The organism is Nitrosomonas sp. Is37, assembly GCF_033063275.1.
Taxonomy (GTDB): domain Bacteria; phylum Pseudomonadota; class Gammaproteobacteria; order Burkholderiales; family Nitrosomonadaceae; genus Nitrosomonas.
Window position 1 is genome coordinate 145581 of sequence record NZ_JAWJYP010000001.1, and the last position, 16195, is coordinate 161775.

Sequence of the window (16195 nt, forward strand, 5' to 3'; positions counted from 1 at the left end):
ATTGCATACAATTTTCATCTCTCAGTTATGCTTGATGCATGAATCAAGCTGGATTCCTTAGATGAGGGGGATGGAATTTGCTCTATCGCAAATGGCAGGAAAGGTGCTAATTCCATTTCTAAATCAAAGATGACACGAAGGCGAGCCGCAGACAGCATAAATAATACGGCAAGGTGAAGCCGACAAAGTCAGGTTTGATTTAGAAATGGAATAAGACATGGAGACACTCAAAAGATGAGTTATAAAATTTATTCCAGATTTTCCATTAGAAAATTCTCCTGATGGAAAAAATCTGAAATAAATTAAAAGAATTTAAAATAGCAACAATCATCCTAAACCATTTTAAATTTATTGGCTTTGCATCAGATCAGCACTGAAGAGGCATTTAATATGAAGGGATAGGATATCAGGCGAGGCACATATTGTGTAGACATGAAATCTATATTATGGTGCCGATCTGACCGACACTGATATCAGAGAGATGTGAATAAATCTACTGCGCACTCCAATCGCTGTGCTGAGCGATACTCCCTTCTCGCCTGTTTATTTGCTATGTGGTTACGCTAAAACGCAGTCTCGCTAAAATTTCGTTTTATCGAAGCTCATCAGACTCGCTCTCTTGTAGCTGCGTTCCGCCCGCCTTGTGCTTTGGGTGCTTGCTCCGATTTTCTTCATAACCTCTGAGCAGCACCATTTTGCGAAATAGCCCTTTGCGCAAGATTTCTATACCCACACCATCATACCCATCTCCAGTGGATGAGTCAGCAGCGGATGATAGGGATACATGCGCAGATAGTATTCCTGCATGCCGCATAACTCAGGCACATAATTCAGCTCAAACAAGTGCTCCTGCGTCTTGTTCATTCCCACAAAATCGAAACGGAAATGCTTGAAGCTGTTCAATCTCACGTTCTTGTATTGACGACAAATTAACAGTTCCACCACCACGTCATCAGGTTGCAAACCGTTTAATTTAGTTGTCACTTTGAAATTTAGGATATTGCCGAAATCAATCCGCTTAGACAGTGTATCCAGTCGCTGTAGTGAAACACCTCCCCACGCTGCGCTTACTTTCGCTTTCCAGGCAGAAACATTTTTGGCGTTTGCAAAATTATCCTTGGCATAATGCGCACCTTGTGCATGAGCGCGCGCATAAAATTTTTTGATATATTCATTCACCATGCGCGTCGCATTGTAGCGCGGCAACAGGGAAGTCATTGAATATTTAGCCATTTTGACCCATTCTGCGGAATAGCCGAATTTGCCGCGACGATAATACATGGGAATGACTTGATCCTGCAGAATCTCGTAAAACGACTGGCTCTCATCTTTGTCACGCAATGCTGCGTCAGTATCATCCGACACTGGTTTAACTGCCCAGCCATTTTTTCCGTCATAACCTTCTTCCCACCAGCCATCGAGCACGCTCAGATTGATTGTGCCATTGATCCCTGCTTTCATGCCGGAAGTGCCACTTGCTTCGAGGGGATAAATGGGGTTATTGAGCCAAACATCCACGCCAGCCACCAACCTTCGGGCAAGGCGCATATCATAACCTTCAACCAGCAATATCCGCCCTTCAAATTCCGGCAGTCGTGATACCTGGTTAATCTTTCGAATAAAATCCTGGCCAGGAATATCTGCAGGATGCGCCTTGCCTGCAAAAACGAGTAATACCGGCCGCTCTGGGTCGAGCAGGATTTTTCTCAACCAGTCGAGATTCTCGAATAACAAGGTTGCACGTTTATAAGTCGCAAAGCGGCGCGCAAAGCCCAACACCAGTGCACTGGGATTGATCGGATCAACCAATTTAAGAAGTCGATCCAGATGGGCCTCAGAGCCGCGATTGCGTCTATTCTGCTCAGTCAGGCGTGCCCGAATACCATAAAACATTTGTGATTTGAGTGTCTGCCGCATACTCCAGAACAGATGATCGGGAATTGTATCGACAAGTGACCAGAATTCATTGTCACACATTTTGTTGCGCCATTCATAGCCAAGATATCGATCGAATAGATCAGACCACTCTTGCGCTAAAAAAGTCGGTACATGCACGCCATTGGTGATATAAGTGAGCGGATTTTCCTCTGGCTCAATTTGAGGCCAGAGATCACGGCAAATACGAGCGGATACATCACCATGGATCTTGCTAACACCATTAAGCGTGCGTGACATATGGGCAGCCAACGCGGTCATGTTAAAGTCATCACTACCAGGCATATGTCCCATTGCCATGAATTCTTCCCAGGAGATCTTTAGATCGTGACAAAATCCAGCAAAATAGTCATGCATCATGGCCTTGGAAAAGTGATCATGTCCTGCGGGTACAGCAGTATGCGTGGTAAATACGGTATTGACCGCCACTGCCTCTACCGCGCTGGCGAAATCCAGTCCCTGCCGCATCAGATTGCGCGCCCGCTCCAGCATCATAAATGCCGCGTGCCCTTCGTTACTGTGCCATACGGTTGGTTTAATCCCCATTTCCTGTAATGCACAAACCCCACCAATCCCCAGAATGATTTCCTGCTCGATACGCATCTTTTTATCTCCACCATAAAGCTGATGGGTGATCAGGCGATCATTCTCGGGATTCTCCGGTAAATCCGTATCCAGCAAATACAAATTGACGTGACCTATGATGGCTCGCCAAACTTTTACCATCACCTTGCGTCCCGACAAGGCGACTTGCACATGGACTTCTGAGCCATCATCATGCAAAGCTGGCTCCACCGGCAGAACTTCAAAATCTGAATCAGTATAAATTGCATGCTGATTACCCTGAGCATCGATGGTCTGGAAGAAATAACCTTGCCGGTATAGCAGTCCGACTGCAACAAATGGTAAACATAAATCACTTGCCGCTTTGCAGTGGTCTCCAGCTAGGATACCGAGCCCACCAGAATAAACTGGAAGACTTTCATGGAAACCAAATTCAAAGCAAAAATAAGCAATCCGATCAGGTGAACTGAAGCCTTCGATATGGTCGTAGCGTAAGGGTTCTGCATGATAAGCATCATAGGCTGACAGCACGCTGTTATAACTGGAAAGAAACGTTTGTTCAGATGCAGCTTTGTACAGTAACGACTCATCGACTCGCTTGAGAAAAGCTTTAGGATTATGCCCGACTGCTTCCCACAAACGTGGATCAATGCGAGAAAACAAAGTGCGTGTTTCACGATCCCAGCTATACCAAAGATTATTGGCCAATTCTTCCATGCGGGACAGACGAGCGGGTATTTTGGGATTAACCGTGACAGTGAATGTTGTTTTGGTAATCATCGATTGTTCTCCTTGACAAGATAAATACTAAGACTGTCAAGCGCTGATAAAATGCTCACGATAATATTTTAATTCTTTAATTGAATCATAAATATCTGCTAGCGCTTCGTGCTTACTTTCTTTGTTCAACCCCGCCATGATTCCGGGTTTCCAGCGTTTCGCCAACTCTTTAATTGTGCTGACATCCAGATTACGGTAATGAAAATAAGCTTCTAATTGTGGCATGGCACGAGCAAGAAAGCGTCGATCCTGGCAAATCGAATTACCACACATCGGTGAGGTTGCAGAGGGAACATGATCTTTCAAAAAAGTGAGCATAATCGCCTCAGCTTGTACTTCTGTAATACTGGAAACTTTCACCTTATCAATCAGTCCAGATTTAGCATGAGTCGATTGATTCCATTTATCCATACCGTTCAGTATGGCGATCGGTTGTGACACTACTAATACCGGGGCTTCTGCTACCATATTTAATTGTGAATCGGTCACGACCAGAGCGATTTCAATAATACGATCGTGATCAGGGTTCAGACCCGTCATTTCCATATCTATCCAGATGAGGTTATTGCTATCTTGTGCCATAATGAGCTTTCTTGAATTTTAAGAAATTGATTTTGTCATATTGAAAACTACCCGTCACTTGATGAGAGGTAAGTGCTTGTGAACAAATCAGCATGACTTGTTCCGATAATTGGGATTTTTTTGTCGTAACTTTTTTTTCGTTCTGTCGAAACTTGCTTTGTTCGTTTTAGCGAAACTCGCTGCGCTTGTTTTCACAAGCTTTGAAAGTTAATCTATCATATTTTCTATGCTATTTTAATTATGCAAACTTTTACTGCTGTATTTATTACTGCATTATTACTGACCACCTTCACCCAGCTATGGTTAGCAATGCGCCATATCCGTCATGTCCGCATCTATCGCGACCATGTTCCGCAAGATTTTGTCTCACAAATTGATCTTGTCGCCCATCAAAAAGCTGCTGATTATACCTGCGCCAGAACCCGTCTGGATTATCCCAGTACCTTAATCCATGTTCTTCTGCTATTGGTGCTCACGCTAGGAGGTGGACTCAATACCCTCGCAAACTTCTGGACGAACTGGTTTATCGATCCGATCCCTCATGGCATGGCGCTCATTATCAGCACGGTTTTACTGTTAAGTGTAATAGAAATTCCACTTAGTTATTACCGGACTTTTGTCATTGAGCAGCAATTTGGCTTCAACAAGATGACACCGGCTATGTTTTTTTCAGATCTCATCAAGCAATATACATTAGGTCTTCTGCTTGGTGCGCCATTGCTGCTCTGCATTTTATGGCTGATGGAGAAAATGGGTGATAACTGGTGGCTTTATGCCTGGCTGGCATGGGTAGCTTTCAATCTCTTCCTTCTGGCCGTTTATCCGACCTGGATTTCGCCGTTGTTCAACAAATTCTCGCCGTTAGAAGACGCTTCTCTCAAAACGCGTATCGAACAACTTTTACATAAGTGCGGCTTTGAATCCAGCGGTCTGTTCGTCATGGATGGATCACGCCGCAGCAGTCACGGCAACGCGTATTTTACCGGTTTTGGCAAAACTAAACGCATCGTATTTTTCGACACATTGTTGTCACGTCTTGAAGCACCGGAAATAGAAGCGATCCTCGCACACGAGCTTGGTCATTTCAAACGTCATCATGTCATTAAACGTATCGTTTGGTCATTCATCGTGAGCTTGGCCTTTTTGTGGCTATTAGGTTATCTGATGCAGCAGAACTGGTTCTATCAAGGATTAGGTGTTTCTGTTGCATCCATTCCCTCAACGGCAATGGCGCTGTTACTCTTTTTTCTGATCATGCCGGCCTTCACTTTTTTACTGCATCCGCTGTCTAGCCTCTATTCACGTAAACATGAATTCGAAGCAGATGAATATGCAGCGCAGAATGCTTCCGCAGCTGATTTGATTCGTGCATTAGTGAAGCTTTATCAGGATAATGCAGCAACGCTCACACCTGATCCATTACATTCTACTTTCTACGACTCGCACCCTCCGGCTGCGATTCGTGTTGCACATCTCAAGAAATTCATTTCCGCATAGGTGTACTTATGACTGATATCTGTAATCTAACGAACAAGCAATGCAAACCCTGCGAAGGTGGCGTACTGCCTCTTACTGCAGAGGAAGCAAACAAATTGATGCAACAGCTGGAAGGATGGTCGCTTGCGAACAATAAAATCAGCAAGACATTTGAATTCAAAAATCACTATCAGACCATGGCATTTGTCAATGCAGTAGCGTGGCTTTCCCATCGTGAGGACCATCACCCAGACATGATGGTAGGCTATAACAAATGTCATGTTGAGTACATGACACATGCCATCAACGGGCTGTCTGAAAATGATTTCATTTGCGCAGCCAAAATTGATTGGTTATTTAAAATTTGAGCTCAAAACGTCCTTTCTCTAAAAAACTTACTCAGCCAGTCGTAGGTCAGGTCATTGCTACCTACGGCAGGCAATACGAAGTCAAAACAAGCAACGGTTCAGTGTTAACCTGTGTCATGCGTGGCAAGAAAGGCGGTATCGCCTGTGGCGATCATGTTGAAATCCTGCCTACCACACCAGGCCAGGGTGTCATCGAAACTATCTTACCGCGCTCAAATTTGTTGTATCGCAGTGATGTATTTCGTCAGAAATTGATTGCTGCTAACGTCACCCAGCTCATTATCGTGGTTGCTGCAGTACCCAGTTTCAGTGAAGAATTAATTGATCGTTGTCTGATTGCAGCGGAAAATCAACATATCAAAGTGCTCATCTTGTTAAACAAAGCTGATTTGCTGGAACAGACACGTGCGGCTGCCACCATGCTATCGTATTACCAATTCCTTGGTTATCCCATGCTATCCATCAGTGCCGCCCAAGATATTGCACCGCTTAGATCTTATCTGCAAGGTCAGATCAGTGTGCTGACTGGCCAGTCCGGTATGGGCAAATCAACTATCATCAATGCGTTGATCCCAGATGCTCGACGCGCCACCATGGAAATTTCCACCGCGCTCGATAGTGGACGGCATACCACAACGCATACACGCCTCTATCGTCTTGATGCGGAAAGTTGCGTTATCGATTCACCAGGTTTGCAGGAATTTGGCTTGCATCATATTGATAGTAGGGAGCTGGCAGGATGTTTCATTGAATTCCGCCCCTATTTAGGACAATGCCACTTCCATAACTGTCGGCACATAACGGAACCGGATTGTGCATTGTTGCTAGCAGCTCAGAATGGGAAAATCAATGCACGGCGTCTAGCTGTCTACCACAAACTGATGACATTGGCAGAAAATCAGAAGGCGTGGTAAATCGCTTCACTTGTCATCAAGCTGACCCCATCAGCAACGATTGATAAATTTCAAGATATGCCATCGCACTGGCTCGCCAGCTAAAATCCTTGCGCATACCATTTTTCTGCAACTGCCGCCAAACTGGCTTATTACGATAGGCTGCCACAACACGCTGGATACCGACTAGAAATGCCTCGGGAGTCATGTCATGGAATTGAAATCCACTAGCGCTGCCATCCGCCAGTGTGGCGGGCGTACAATCCACCACTGTATCGATCAGCCCGCCTGTAGCATGTACCAGCGGAGGCGTGCCATAACGCTGGCTATACATCTGATTCAGACCACAGGGTTCAAAACGTGACGGCATCAGGAAGCTGTCAGCACCAGCCTCAACCAGGTGAGATAACGCTTCGTTAAACCCAATGTGCGCGGCAATCTTGCCAGGATAAGTATCTGCCAGCTTGATCACACGCTCTTCCAGGATGGCATTTCCGCTTCCCAGCAACACCAGTTGCGCCGGTATCTGCACAAGCTGCGGTGCAATCTCCAGTATGAGATCATAGCCTTTTTGTTCGGTGAAACGACTGATAGCAGCAAACAACAAAATATCGCTATCGACTTCAAGTCCTATGACTTGCTGGAGCGCAAGCTTGTTGGCCTTTTTAGCAGTCAGATTGTTGCTGGAATAGTTTTTGCTGAGATGAGAATCAGTGGCAGGATCCCATTCCATCGTATCAATACCGTTGACAATGCCATAAATATGCTGGCTGCGTGCAGCCAGTAACCCTTGTAAACCAAAGCCAAGCGGTGCCTGCTGGATTTCCCGGGCATAACTAGGACTGACTGTCGAGATACGATCAGCATAATAAAGCCCAGCCTTGATAAACGACAGATTACCGTAATATTCCACACCGTTCATATTAAAACTGACGGCAGGTAATCCTAGTTGAGCGACTGTATCTGGCGGAAAGCAACCCTGAAAGGCAAGATTATGGATAGTCATGATGGTAGCCGCTTTTTTTCCAGGATGAAAATGAAGGTAAGCAGGAGTCAGCCCAGTTTGCCAATCATTGCAATGTACGATCTCAGGAAACCAAGTCAGCGGACTGGCGTCACTTGCCAGAATGGCACCTATTTTTGAGAGCAAGCCAAAACGCAATGCATTGTCCGACCAGCCTTGTCCAGCGGTATCAAGATAAATTCCGCCTTCACGTTGATACAACGCAGGGCAGTCGATGATGTATACCGGTACATTCTTCGAATGGTTGACTGACAGTTTGGCTGACCATAGCGTAGCAGGTGGAAAATGGAGTAGATCATTGAATTCTGCCACTTTTCGTTTGTATTTGAGTCCTGACATAACGGAGGGATAGCCAGGCAATAACAAACGAATATCTACGTTCAATTCACGCAAAGCAGCGGGTAATGCGGCGCTGACATCACCCAAACCACCGGTCTTACACAATGGATAGACTTCTGGTGTAATAAACAGTACTTGAAGACCATGACGGGAAGAAGGTGGCATGTTTGCTGAATAAACGGTTGCAAGTGCAGCGATTAAAGCCGTTCAAAAATCGCGGCAATCCCTTGCCCTCCACCTATACATAGCGTAACTAAAGCATAGCGCCCACCTGTCCGATGCAGCTCATAGACTGCCTTGATTGATAAAATGCAACCGGTTGCCCCAATCGGATGCCCGAATGCCACGGCACCCCCATTGGGATTCGTTCTGGCTGAATCAAATCCGAGTTCACGTGCAACTGCACAGGCCTGAACAGCAAAAGCTTCATTGGATTCAATCACATCCATATCGGCAAGCTTGAGCCCGGCCCGGTTCAGCGCCTGCTTAACAGCCGGGACCGGCCCGATCCCCATATAGCTTGGATCGACCCCAGCATGACCATAAGCAACTAGGCGCGCCAATGGCTTCAGATTCTTTTGTTCAGCACTTCGCGCATTCATAAGCACCATAGCGGCTGCACCATCGTTGATACCTGAAGCATTACCTGCGGTGACTGTGCCATTCTCCTGAAAAACGCTGGAAAGCCCAGCCAGTTTTTCCAGACTAATTTGCTCGCGCGGATGCTCATCGGTATCGAACAACGTAATTCCCTTACGCGTGGGGATTTCAATTGGCAGGATCTGCGTTTTAAAGTAACCCTGCTTGATTGCAGTTATTGCACGCCGATGACTCTCCATGGCAAATTGATCCTGCTCTTCGCGGCTAATTCCCCATTTCTTGGCGATATTTTCAGCTGTCACACCCATATGAACTTGATCGAACGGATCAGTCAATGCGCCGACCATCATATCCACCGCTTGGCTATCTTTCATGCGCTGCCCCCAGCGAAGTGCTGGTAACAAATAACCTGCTCGACTCATCGATTCAACGCCACCTGCAACCGCGATCTCAGTATCGCCTAACAAGACCGCTTGAGCAGCGGATAGAATAGCTTGTAAACCGCTGCCACAAACTCGATTCAGCGTCAGGGCGGCAGTTGATTGCGGCAACCCTCCTTGCAGGGCTGCTACACGGGCAAGATACATATCGCGTGCCTCACTGTGGATCACCTGACCAAAAACCAGATGACCAATCTCAGCAGGGTCAACGCTCGCGCGTGCAACAGCTTCGCGCACCACCTTTGCTGCTAAAGCAGCAGGAGCAATATCCTTGAGCGCCCCGCCATAATCTCCAATTGCGGTGCGCACACCACTGAGTATCACAACCTCATGTATTGGCACGAAAAATCCCTTTCCAGGAAACTACTTCTAAAGCACATATCTGGCCAAATCTTCACTCTGAGAGAGCTCTTTGAGACGCGAATCAACATAAATAGCATCGATGACGATCGATTCGCCGCTGCGCTTGCTCGCGTTGAAAGAGATTTCTTCCAACAGTTTTTCCATGACGGTATGCAGTCTTCTGGCCCCGATATTCTCAGTTCTCTCGTTGACAAAATAAGCAATTTCCGCCAATCGCTTGATGGCATCCTCTGAAAAGCTCAGCTCAATCCCCTCTGTTTTCAGAAGCGCCTGATATTGCCGTGTCAGGCAAGCATCGGTATTGGTGAGAATCTGTTCGAAATCAGCTGCACTCAAACTCCCCAATTCAACCCGGATCGGAAAACGCCCCTGTAACTCGGGAATCAGATCAGAAGGCTTGGAGAGATGAAATGCGCCACTGGCAATGAATAGAATGTGATCGGTCTTGATCATGCCATACTTGGTGGAAATCGTGGTACCTTCAACCAACGGCAATAAATCGCGTTGCACCCCCTGCCGCGAAACATCAGCGCCCGATACCTCAGAACGGCTGGTGATCTTGTCGATTTCATCGAGAAACACAATGCCATTCTGTTCGACATTCTGCACGGCACGCAGCTTCAGCTCTTCGTCATTGATGAGGCGGGCAGCCTCTTCATCGATCAGGATTTTTCTGGCCTCACGTATCGTGAGTTTGCGTGTTTTCTTTTTACCTCCTCCCATCGTCTGGAACATGCCCTGAATCTGTGAAGTGAGTTCTTCCATTCCCGGTGGTGCGAAGATTTCCATGCTCGCCTGCTGCATAGCGACTTCGATTTCTATTTCCTTGTCATCCAGGTCGCCTTCACGCAATTTTTTGCGGAATTTTTGCCGGGTTGCACTGCTATCCTCGCTCTCTGCCCGAAAATCGAGATCACGTGCAGGCGGTAACAAAACATCGAGAATCCGTTCTTCGGCACGATCTTCCGCAAGCGGACGCATTTTTCTGATTTCCCGTTCTCGCCCCTGTTTGATGGCGGATTCCACTAAATCGCGAATAATGGAATCGACATCGCGCCCAACATAACCCACCTCTGTAAACTTAGTCGCTTCCACCTTGATAAACGGCGCATCTGCGAGCTTCGCCAGCCGTCGCGCAATTTCTGTTTTGCCAACACCGGTGGGACCAATCATCAGGATATTCTTGGGCGTGATTTCATGCCGCAATGGCTCAGCCACTTGCTGTCTGCGCCAGCGATTTCTGAGTGCAATCGCAACGGCATGCTTGGCGCTAACTTGGCCGATGATATGCTTGTCCAGTTCGTGAACGATTTCCTGTGGCGTCATTTGTGACATAGTAATAGCTTCTTAGAAGGAATGAATCAAATTAATCGAACGACTCGATGACGTGAGTCTGATTGGTATAAATACAAATATCACCCGCAATGGTGAGGGCTTTGGCAACAATCTCCTTGGCAGACAAATCCGTATTCTCCAGCAGCGCCCGAGCTGCAGCCTGGGCATAGGCGCCACCGCTGCCAATCGCAGCTAAACTTTGCTCAGGTTCAATCACATCACCCGCACCGGTGATAACCAGTGTAGCCTCACCGTCGGCCACTACCAGCATCGCCTCAAGGCGCCGCAAAATACGGTCGGTGCGCCAATCCTTGGCAAGTTCAACCGCAGAGCGCAAGAGGTGACCTTGATGTTTCTCTAATTTGCCTTCAAAACGCTCAAACAAGGTAAACGCATCGGCTGTTCCGCCAGCAAACCCCGCCAGAATCTTGCCATGATAAAGCCTACGCACTTTGCGCGCGCTGGCTTTGGCAACGACCGCACCGAGCGTTACTTGGCCATCGCCCCCCAATGCAACTTGTTTGCCCCGTCGTACGGATACTATGGTGGTCATATCAACTACTCTGTATCTAAATAAAGTATTAATTATAACGCTGATTCAAAAGTGACACGTAGTTGAAATAATGAGAACCGCTTACTTTGGCAAAAATAATCGATTATTCCAAAGATGGGATGTATCAACCTTTAATTCAACTTTTTTCTGTCACCTCATTTCGATCAACAAGTACCGCAGGGATTTCTATACAGAATGCAATCATTCGTTATAGCTAAGAAAAGGAAAAGGATGCATATCAAGGAAGACTTGATCCTATTATGGCAAGAGCAAGTTAATACAATACAACTTTATATACGATGGATACAAAACTGCTTCACTGAAAGGAGGGAACGGAAATTTCAAATGTAAGGCTTGACCCGGAGGTACATTCCTAAAATTAGATGCAATCCCTTGTTTCTTATTGGGACAGATGGCTTTCGGACCGGCACTACGCATCATAAATGCACTTCATGCACTATACAATGACTGACACCTTTTTCGAGAGCAGCATACAGCTTGTTGGATCAATCGATGATTACTACTCAACAGCTAGTGGCGCAGGGTTCTGAAGAAGCATACGAGTGGGGGTGCAGAATTGAACGGACTCGGGGTATAGGATCGCCCGTACATTTGCACTTGCCCGCCCACTTAGCTGCACAAATACCATGGCTACAAGCTGTGCCCACCGACTTCTCTTACGCAACTTTTGGCCTAGATGATGAGCAGAAGCGATCGTTTCAAATTCATCTACCAACTATTTTAAGCAGTTGCGACAAAACCGTATTATTCCATTTCTAAATCAAACCTGATAATCCTCTAGCCAGCCTCCTCGCAGCCAGTTGTTAAACTGGTTGCTCCAATAACGACGAGGAGACTGACATGCAACATTACTGTGGAATTGATTTACACGCAAATAATCAGGTAGTGGTTGTAATTGACGAAGAAGACAAGCGAGAAAAAGGTGCCAGTCATTGCATAGTGCATGAAGTACATTTATGAAACGTAGCCATAAATGAATATGAAGAAGAATGGTTTTACACCACCGAGTCAGGGTCAGGTCTAGATTCGCGGCACGCAGTAATAACTACCCATCTGTTTTCCCATTACTTGCTTTTGCTGATCGCACAATCTTTCCAACAGTTGTGAAATGTAAGTTAAAGAATAACGGTGTTCAGGCCTTACATTTGACATCACCTCTCACGCCCCCACTGGATGGACTGCCGAAAATGCTATTGTGCTGCTTGTTTAGCTGCATCCGTCGCAAATACTTGCGAGAATGGAACAGCATGGATGCCAACACTCGCTGCCAGTTGAGTCATTAAGCAAAAAGTGTCAGTCATTGCATAGTGCAATGAAGTACATTTATGATACGTAGCCACAAATACCTCATGGTCAAGCCTTAAACCTAAATTCCTCAGTTGAAGACTCCTAAATCGCTCAAGAACCCTATTGATTAAGGTTCTTTGAAAGATCCATGGCATTACCAATCAGATGAGATTTTAGTGAAATAATCAAAATCTGCTGAAAGTGTTGCCACACCTTGCTCTCAGCTTGTTTACTGTAACTGAGGAGCAGTTAACATTTTTGGCTGTGAACCGTTGATAGTATTAGATTACAGCTATTTTCATTCTAAATTCCAACTGAGGAATTTAGGTTAAAGCACCTTAGGGTCAGGCCTTACATTTGACATAGACAAGTGGATAAATATTTTGATACAACTCCCGTGATCGTGAGCCAGTCAGTCGAACGAACTGAAGGAGAGAGTGAGAATGTCAAATGTAAGACTTGCCCCCTTACACTCACTAGCTGATGCAGTATTTAACCAGGCATCGATGCGCTGACGCATGGTTTCAATGGTGCAATAGCCATTAGTCAATAAATGAAGGCCGGCAACATCTTGCCCGATAACAGTAGGAAAACCTCGCACCCCCCATTGGATAGCCTGACGAAAATGCTGTTGGGTCGCTTGTTTGACCGCATCCGAGGCAAATACTTGTGAGAATTGCGTAGCAGGTATGCCCACAACCGCTGCCAATTGCGTCAGTGTATCCGTTTGCGTCACATTGGCCTGCTCAACATAAAAGGCATGCTGAATAGCAGCTAGCAGCGGAAAGGTATACGATGAATCGATGAGCGAAGCGCTGACCACAGCGCGGCAAGCTGGTTCAGTATCATAGACAAATCCTTCCGGCATAGCGCCTTCAAACATGAACGGTTGTCCGGTGATACGCTGTACGTTATGCCAGTGATGCAATATCTCTGCACGTTTCTCGGGTGCAAGCGGGTCGGCTGTGCCAGGGCGTAGTCCGCCCACTACCAGCCTGATTGCCAAGCGCTCACCATATTCATGCCTGATTGCTTCGATGACTGGCGAAAACCCCCAGCACCAGGAGCACATCGGATCAGCGATATACCACAACGTGCGCTCATTCATGCCGGTAGGCAACGCAAGAGAAAGATAGGTTATGCGGCTGTACGCGATGCTCTTTTACGTTCATGCTCCAGCAGAAAGCGTTTACGTATACGAATGCTTTTTGGCGTAATTTCTGCCAGTTCGTCATCGGCTATGAATTCAATGGCGGATTCCAAAGTCAGTTGGATCGGCGGTGTTAACACCACGGCTTCGTCATGACCTGAGGCACGAATATTGGTCAATTGCTTGCCCTTGATCGGATTGACGACCAGATCGTTATCGCGGCTATGAATCCCGATGACCATTCCTTCATAAACTGGATCGCCCGGGCTGACAAACATGCGACCACGCTCTTGCAGCTTCCACAGTGCATAGGCTACTGCTTCGCCATGCTCGGCAGAAATCAGCACGCCATTTCTGCGCGCTGCGATCTCCGGTCGCATCGGTGCGTATTCATCGAAAACATGACTCATCATGCCGGTACCACGCGTCATAGTCATGAATTCAGACTGAAAGCCAATCAAACCACGTGCAGGGATACGATAATCCAGTCTGACCCGACCATTTCCATCTGATACCATATCAAGCAAATCACCGCGACGCGCACCCAGCGCTTCCATCACGGCACCCTGATTTTCTTCCTCGACATCCACCGTGAGCACTTCGAAAGGCTCGCATTTTTCACCATCAATTTCACGAATAACCACCTTAGGACGTGAAACAGCCAGCTCATAACCCTCGCGCCGCATATTCTCCAATAAGATAGTCAAATGCAATTCACCACGCCCAGAAACCAGGAAAGAATCAGTCTCACCCGTTTCCTCCAGCTTGAGCGCAACATTGGTGAGCAGTTCTTTTTCCAGACGTTCGCGTAACTGCCGGCTGGTAACAAATTTTCCCTCTTTACCCGCAAAGGGGGAAGTATTGACTTGAAAAGTCATGGACAAGGTAGGTTCATCTACCTTCGGCATCGGCAGCGCCTCAGGATGATCGATATCTGCCAGGGTAGTGCCTATGCTGAGCTCTTCAATTCCATTCACTAACACGATATCACCTGCCAATGCTTCACTCAGCGGCACGCGTTCAAGGCCACGGAAACCAAACACTTGGTTGACACGCGCTTTCTTGGGTGTTTGATTACCCGTCATAACCATCACCTCCTGAGCAGGCTTGAGTCGTCCGCGTGCAATCCGCCCCACACCAATGCGTCCAACGAAGCTCGAATAATCAAGTGCGCTAATTTGTAATTGCAGAGGCTCGTCAGGATTGCCAGAGGGTTCAGGCACATGCTTGAGAATGGTTTCGAACAGCGGGCGCATATCGGTGCTTACTTGTTTCGGATCCAATGTGGCATAGCCGTTGAGCGCTGAAGCATACACTACTGGAAAATCCAATTGTGCTTCTGTCGCATTCAATTTATCAAACAGATCGAAAGTATGATTGATCACCCAATCCGGACGCGCACCAGGACGATCGATCTTGTTAATGACCACAATCGGCCGTAACCCCAGCGCCAACGCTTTTTTGGTGACAAAACGCGTTTGCGGCATAGGTCCTTCCACGGCATCCACTAACAACAGCACTCCATCCACCATCGACAAAACGCGCTCGACCTCGCCACCAAAATCGGCATGACCAGGCGTATCGACGATATTGATATGCACGCCCTCATAATCGACTGCGCAATTCTTGGAAAAGATCGTGATGCCACGCTCGCGTTCGATATCGTTAGAATCCATGACGCGTTCAGCAATAGTCTGATGCGCGGCAAACGTTCCTGCCTGATGGAGTAGCTTGTCAACCATTGTGGTTTTGCCGTGATCGACGTGAGCAATAATAGCGATGTTACGGAGTGGACGTGACATATAATAAGTACCTAAGAATTAACTTGAAATTGATGCGAACAAGGGCATAATTATACCACCAAATCAGTAACATAATTAGATGATTATCAAAGTCTGGCTTCACTGGATGAGTGGCTATCAGAAACAAGCTGCTCAGGAAATCGTTGATCTCTTGAATCAACAGAGGATCGAGTTCAAGACTATGATGAGGGTCTTTCCTGCATTGCCGGAGTGCTTTTTAGTAATGAGATCACGCCAAAAATCTGCGTGCAATTACGCGAACTTAACCGTAATGATCAGATAGCCGTGCTTGCCTGTTGTGATGCAACCATTCCGGGTGATGCAGTCTGGCAGCTATTGGAAGCAGGCGATTCTGACGTGCTTCTGACATCTTGGGAAGCTCGCATAAAGATCGCGCCAGAAATGATTGTTGCCAGAACACCCGGCTTAGAAAATTAGCTAATAAATTGAGAATAAATGGAATAATTAAGCGATCCTGACTGATGGCAAAAAAGCAGAGTCATGAGATCTGGCGAAGCAGATCTCGCCAAAGGGAATAAATACCCCTTAGGAGGCGAAAAATATTTCAGCAATAGTGCGCGGTATTGATAAAGCTGGCGTCGCCCACATTGTTTGGAAAGCCTGAATAGAAAAAAACTTTCAGGATGGCGTATGCTGTGGATTGTTTCGCTAAGAAACATCGT

General features: G+C 46.7%; 14 protein-coding genes. 4 read left to right on the top strand and 10 right to left on the bottom strand.

What is annotated here, in order from left to right; genetic code table 11:
• Positions 1–723 precede the first annotated feature (723 nt).
• Both glgP and orn read right to left on the bottom strand, forming a co-directional pair.
• Positions 724–3279 carry an alpha-glucan family phosphorylase gene (gene glgP, locus R2Q26_RS00715; RefSeq protein WP_317534489.1) on the bottom strand — a complete coding sequence of 852 codons (2556 nt, stop codon included), beginning with the start codon at positions 3277–3279 and terminating at the stop codon, positions 724–726.
• A 36-nt stretch (positions 3280–3315) separates the two neighbouring features.
• A complete protein-coding gene (gene orn, locus R2Q26_RS00720; protein WP_317534490.1) occupies positions 3316–3861 on the bottom strand; it encodes an oligoribonuclease in 546 nt (181 codons plus the stop codon).
• A gap of 240 nt (positions 3862–4101) precedes the next feature.
• Between orn and R2Q26_RS00725 the strand changes: the two genes are divergently transcribed.
• Genes R2Q26_RS00725 through rsgA form a run of 3 tightly spaced genes read left to right on the top strand, consistent with a single transcriptional unit; the run spans position 4102 to position 6619 of the window.
• Positions 4102–5358: a M48 family metallopeptidase gene (locus tag R2Q26_RS00725; protein ID WP_317534491.1), complete on the top strand. Its 1257-nt coding sequence runs from the start codon at positions 4102–4104 to the stop codon at positions 5356–5358.
• Between the two features lie 8 nt (positions 5359–5366).
• On the top strand, positions 5367–5705 hold the full coding sequence (locus tag R2Q26_RS00730; RefSeq protein WP_317534492.1) for a 4a-hydroxytetrahydrobiopterin dehydratase: 339 nt from the start codon (positions 5367–5369) through the stop codon (positions 5703–5705).
• The gene (rsgA, locus tag R2Q26_RS00735; RefSeq protein ID WP_317534493.1) at positions 5702–6619 is read left to right on the top strand and encodes a ribosome small subunit-dependent GTPase A; all 918 of its coding nucleotides are present in this window, start codon (positions 5702–5704) and stop codon (positions 6617–6619) included. Before R2Q26_RS00730 ends, rsgA begins: the two co-directional genes overlap by 4 nt.
• 16 nt (positions 6620–6635) lie before the next feature.
• Here rsgA and glgA read toward each other — a convergent pair whose 3' ends face one another.
• The 8 genes from glgA to typA all read right to left on the bottom strand — a co-directional run bounded on the left by glgA (position 6636) and on the right by typA (position 15512).
• On the bottom strand, positions 6636–8126 hold the full coding sequence (gene glgA, locus R2Q26_RS00740) for a glycogen synthase GlgA (RefSeq protein ID WP_317534494.1): 1491 nt from the start codon (positions 8124–8126) through the stop codon (positions 6636–6638).
• Positions 8127–8158: 32 nt separating this feature from the next.
• Positions 8159–9337: an acetyl-CoA C-acyltransferase family protein gene (locus tag R2Q26_RS00745; RefSeq protein WP_317534560.1), complete on the bottom strand. Its 1179-nt coding sequence runs from the start codon at positions 9335–9337 to the stop codon at positions 8159–8161.
• A 33-nt stretch (positions 9338–9370) separates the two neighbouring features.
• The gene (hslU, locus tag R2Q26_RS00750) at positions 9371–10699 is read right to left on the bottom strand and encodes an ATP-dependent protease ATPase subunit HslU (protein WP_317534495.1); all 1329 of its coding nucleotides are present in this window, start codon (positions 10697–10699) and stop codon (positions 9371–9373) included.
• A 31-nt stretch (positions 10700–10730) separates the two neighbouring features.
• The gene (hslV, locus tag R2Q26_RS00755) at positions 10731–11252 is read right to left on the bottom strand and encodes an ATP-dependent protease subunit HslV (protein ID WP_317534496.1); all 522 of its coding nucleotides are present in this window, start codon (positions 11250–11252) and stop codon (positions 10731–10733) included.
• A 520-nt stretch (positions 11253–11772) separates the two neighbouring features.
• Positions 11773–11988, bottom strand: a complete 216-nt coding sequence (locus tag R2Q26_RS15395) for a DUF4372 domain-containing protein (protein WP_411182301.1) — start codon at positions 11986–11988, stop codon at positions 11773–11775.
• Between the two features lie 475 nt (positions 11989–12463).
• Positions 12464–12613 carry a hypothetical protein gene (locus R2Q26_RS00765; protein WP_317534498.1) on the bottom strand — a complete coding sequence of 50 codons (150 nt, stop codon included), beginning with the start codon at positions 12611–12613 and terminating at the stop codon, positions 12464–12466.
• 359 nt (positions 12614–12972) lie between these two features.
• On the bottom strand, positions 12973–13668 hold the full coding sequence (locus R2Q26_RS00770) for a DsbA family protein (RefSeq protein WP_317534499.1): 696 nt from the start codon (positions 13666–13668) through the stop codon (positions 12973–12975).
• Positions 13669–13697: 29 nt separating this feature from the next.
• On the bottom strand, positions 13698–15512 hold the full coding sequence (gene typA, locus R2Q26_RS00775; RefSeq protein WP_317534500.1) for a translational GTPase TypA: 1815 nt from the start codon (positions 15510–15512) through the stop codon (positions 13698–13700).
• A gap of 210 nt (positions 15513–15722) precedes the next feature.
• Here typA and R2Q26_RS00780 point away from each other — a divergent pair, with 210 nt between their 5' ends.
• Positions 15723–15950, top strand: a complete 228-nt coding sequence (locus R2Q26_RS00780; RefSeq protein ID WP_317534501.1) for a hypothetical protein — start codon at positions 15723–15725, stop codon at positions 15948–15950.
• The last annotated feature ends 245 nt before the right edge of the window (positions 15951–16195 follow it).

What these genes read in the sequence shown, in the direction of transcription:
- R2Q26_RS00730 (WP_317534492.1), top strand. Translation starts at nt 5,367, where the DNA reads ATGACTGATATCTGTAATCTAACGAACAAGCAATGCAAACCCTGCGAA.
- glgA (WP_317534494.1), bottom strand. Translation starts at nt 8,126, where the DNA reads ATGCCACCTTCTTCCCGTCATGGTCTTCAAGTACTGTTTATTACACCA.
- R2Q26_RS00770 (WP_317534499.1), bottom strand. Translation starts at nt 13,668, where the DNA reads ATGAATGAGCGCACGTTGTGGTATATCGCTGATCCGATGTGCTCCTGG.
- orn (WP_317534490.1), bottom strand. Translation starts at nt 3,861, where the DNA reads ATGGCACAAGATAGCAATAACCTCATCTGGATAGATATGGAAATGACG.
- hslV (WP_317534496.1), bottom strand. Translation starts at nt 11,252, where the DNA reads ATGACCACCATAGTATCCGTACGACGGGGCAAACAAGTTGCATTGGGG.
- typA (WP_317534500.1), bottom strand. Translation starts at nt 15,512, where the DNA reads ATGTCACGTCCACTCCGTAACATCGCTATTATTGCTCACGTCGATCAC.
- glgP (WP_317534489.1), bottom strand. Translation starts at nt 3,279, where the DNA reads ATGATTACCAAAACAACATTCACTGTCACGGTTAATCCCAAAATACCC.
- R2Q26_RS00725 (WP_317534491.1), top strand. Translation starts at nt 4,102, where the DNA reads ATGCAAACTTTTACTGCTGTATTTATTACTGCATTATTACTGACCACC.
- hslU (WP_317534495.1), bottom strand. Translation starts at nt 10,699, where the DNA reads ATGTCACAAATGACGCCACAGGAAATCGTTCACGAACTGGACAAGCAT.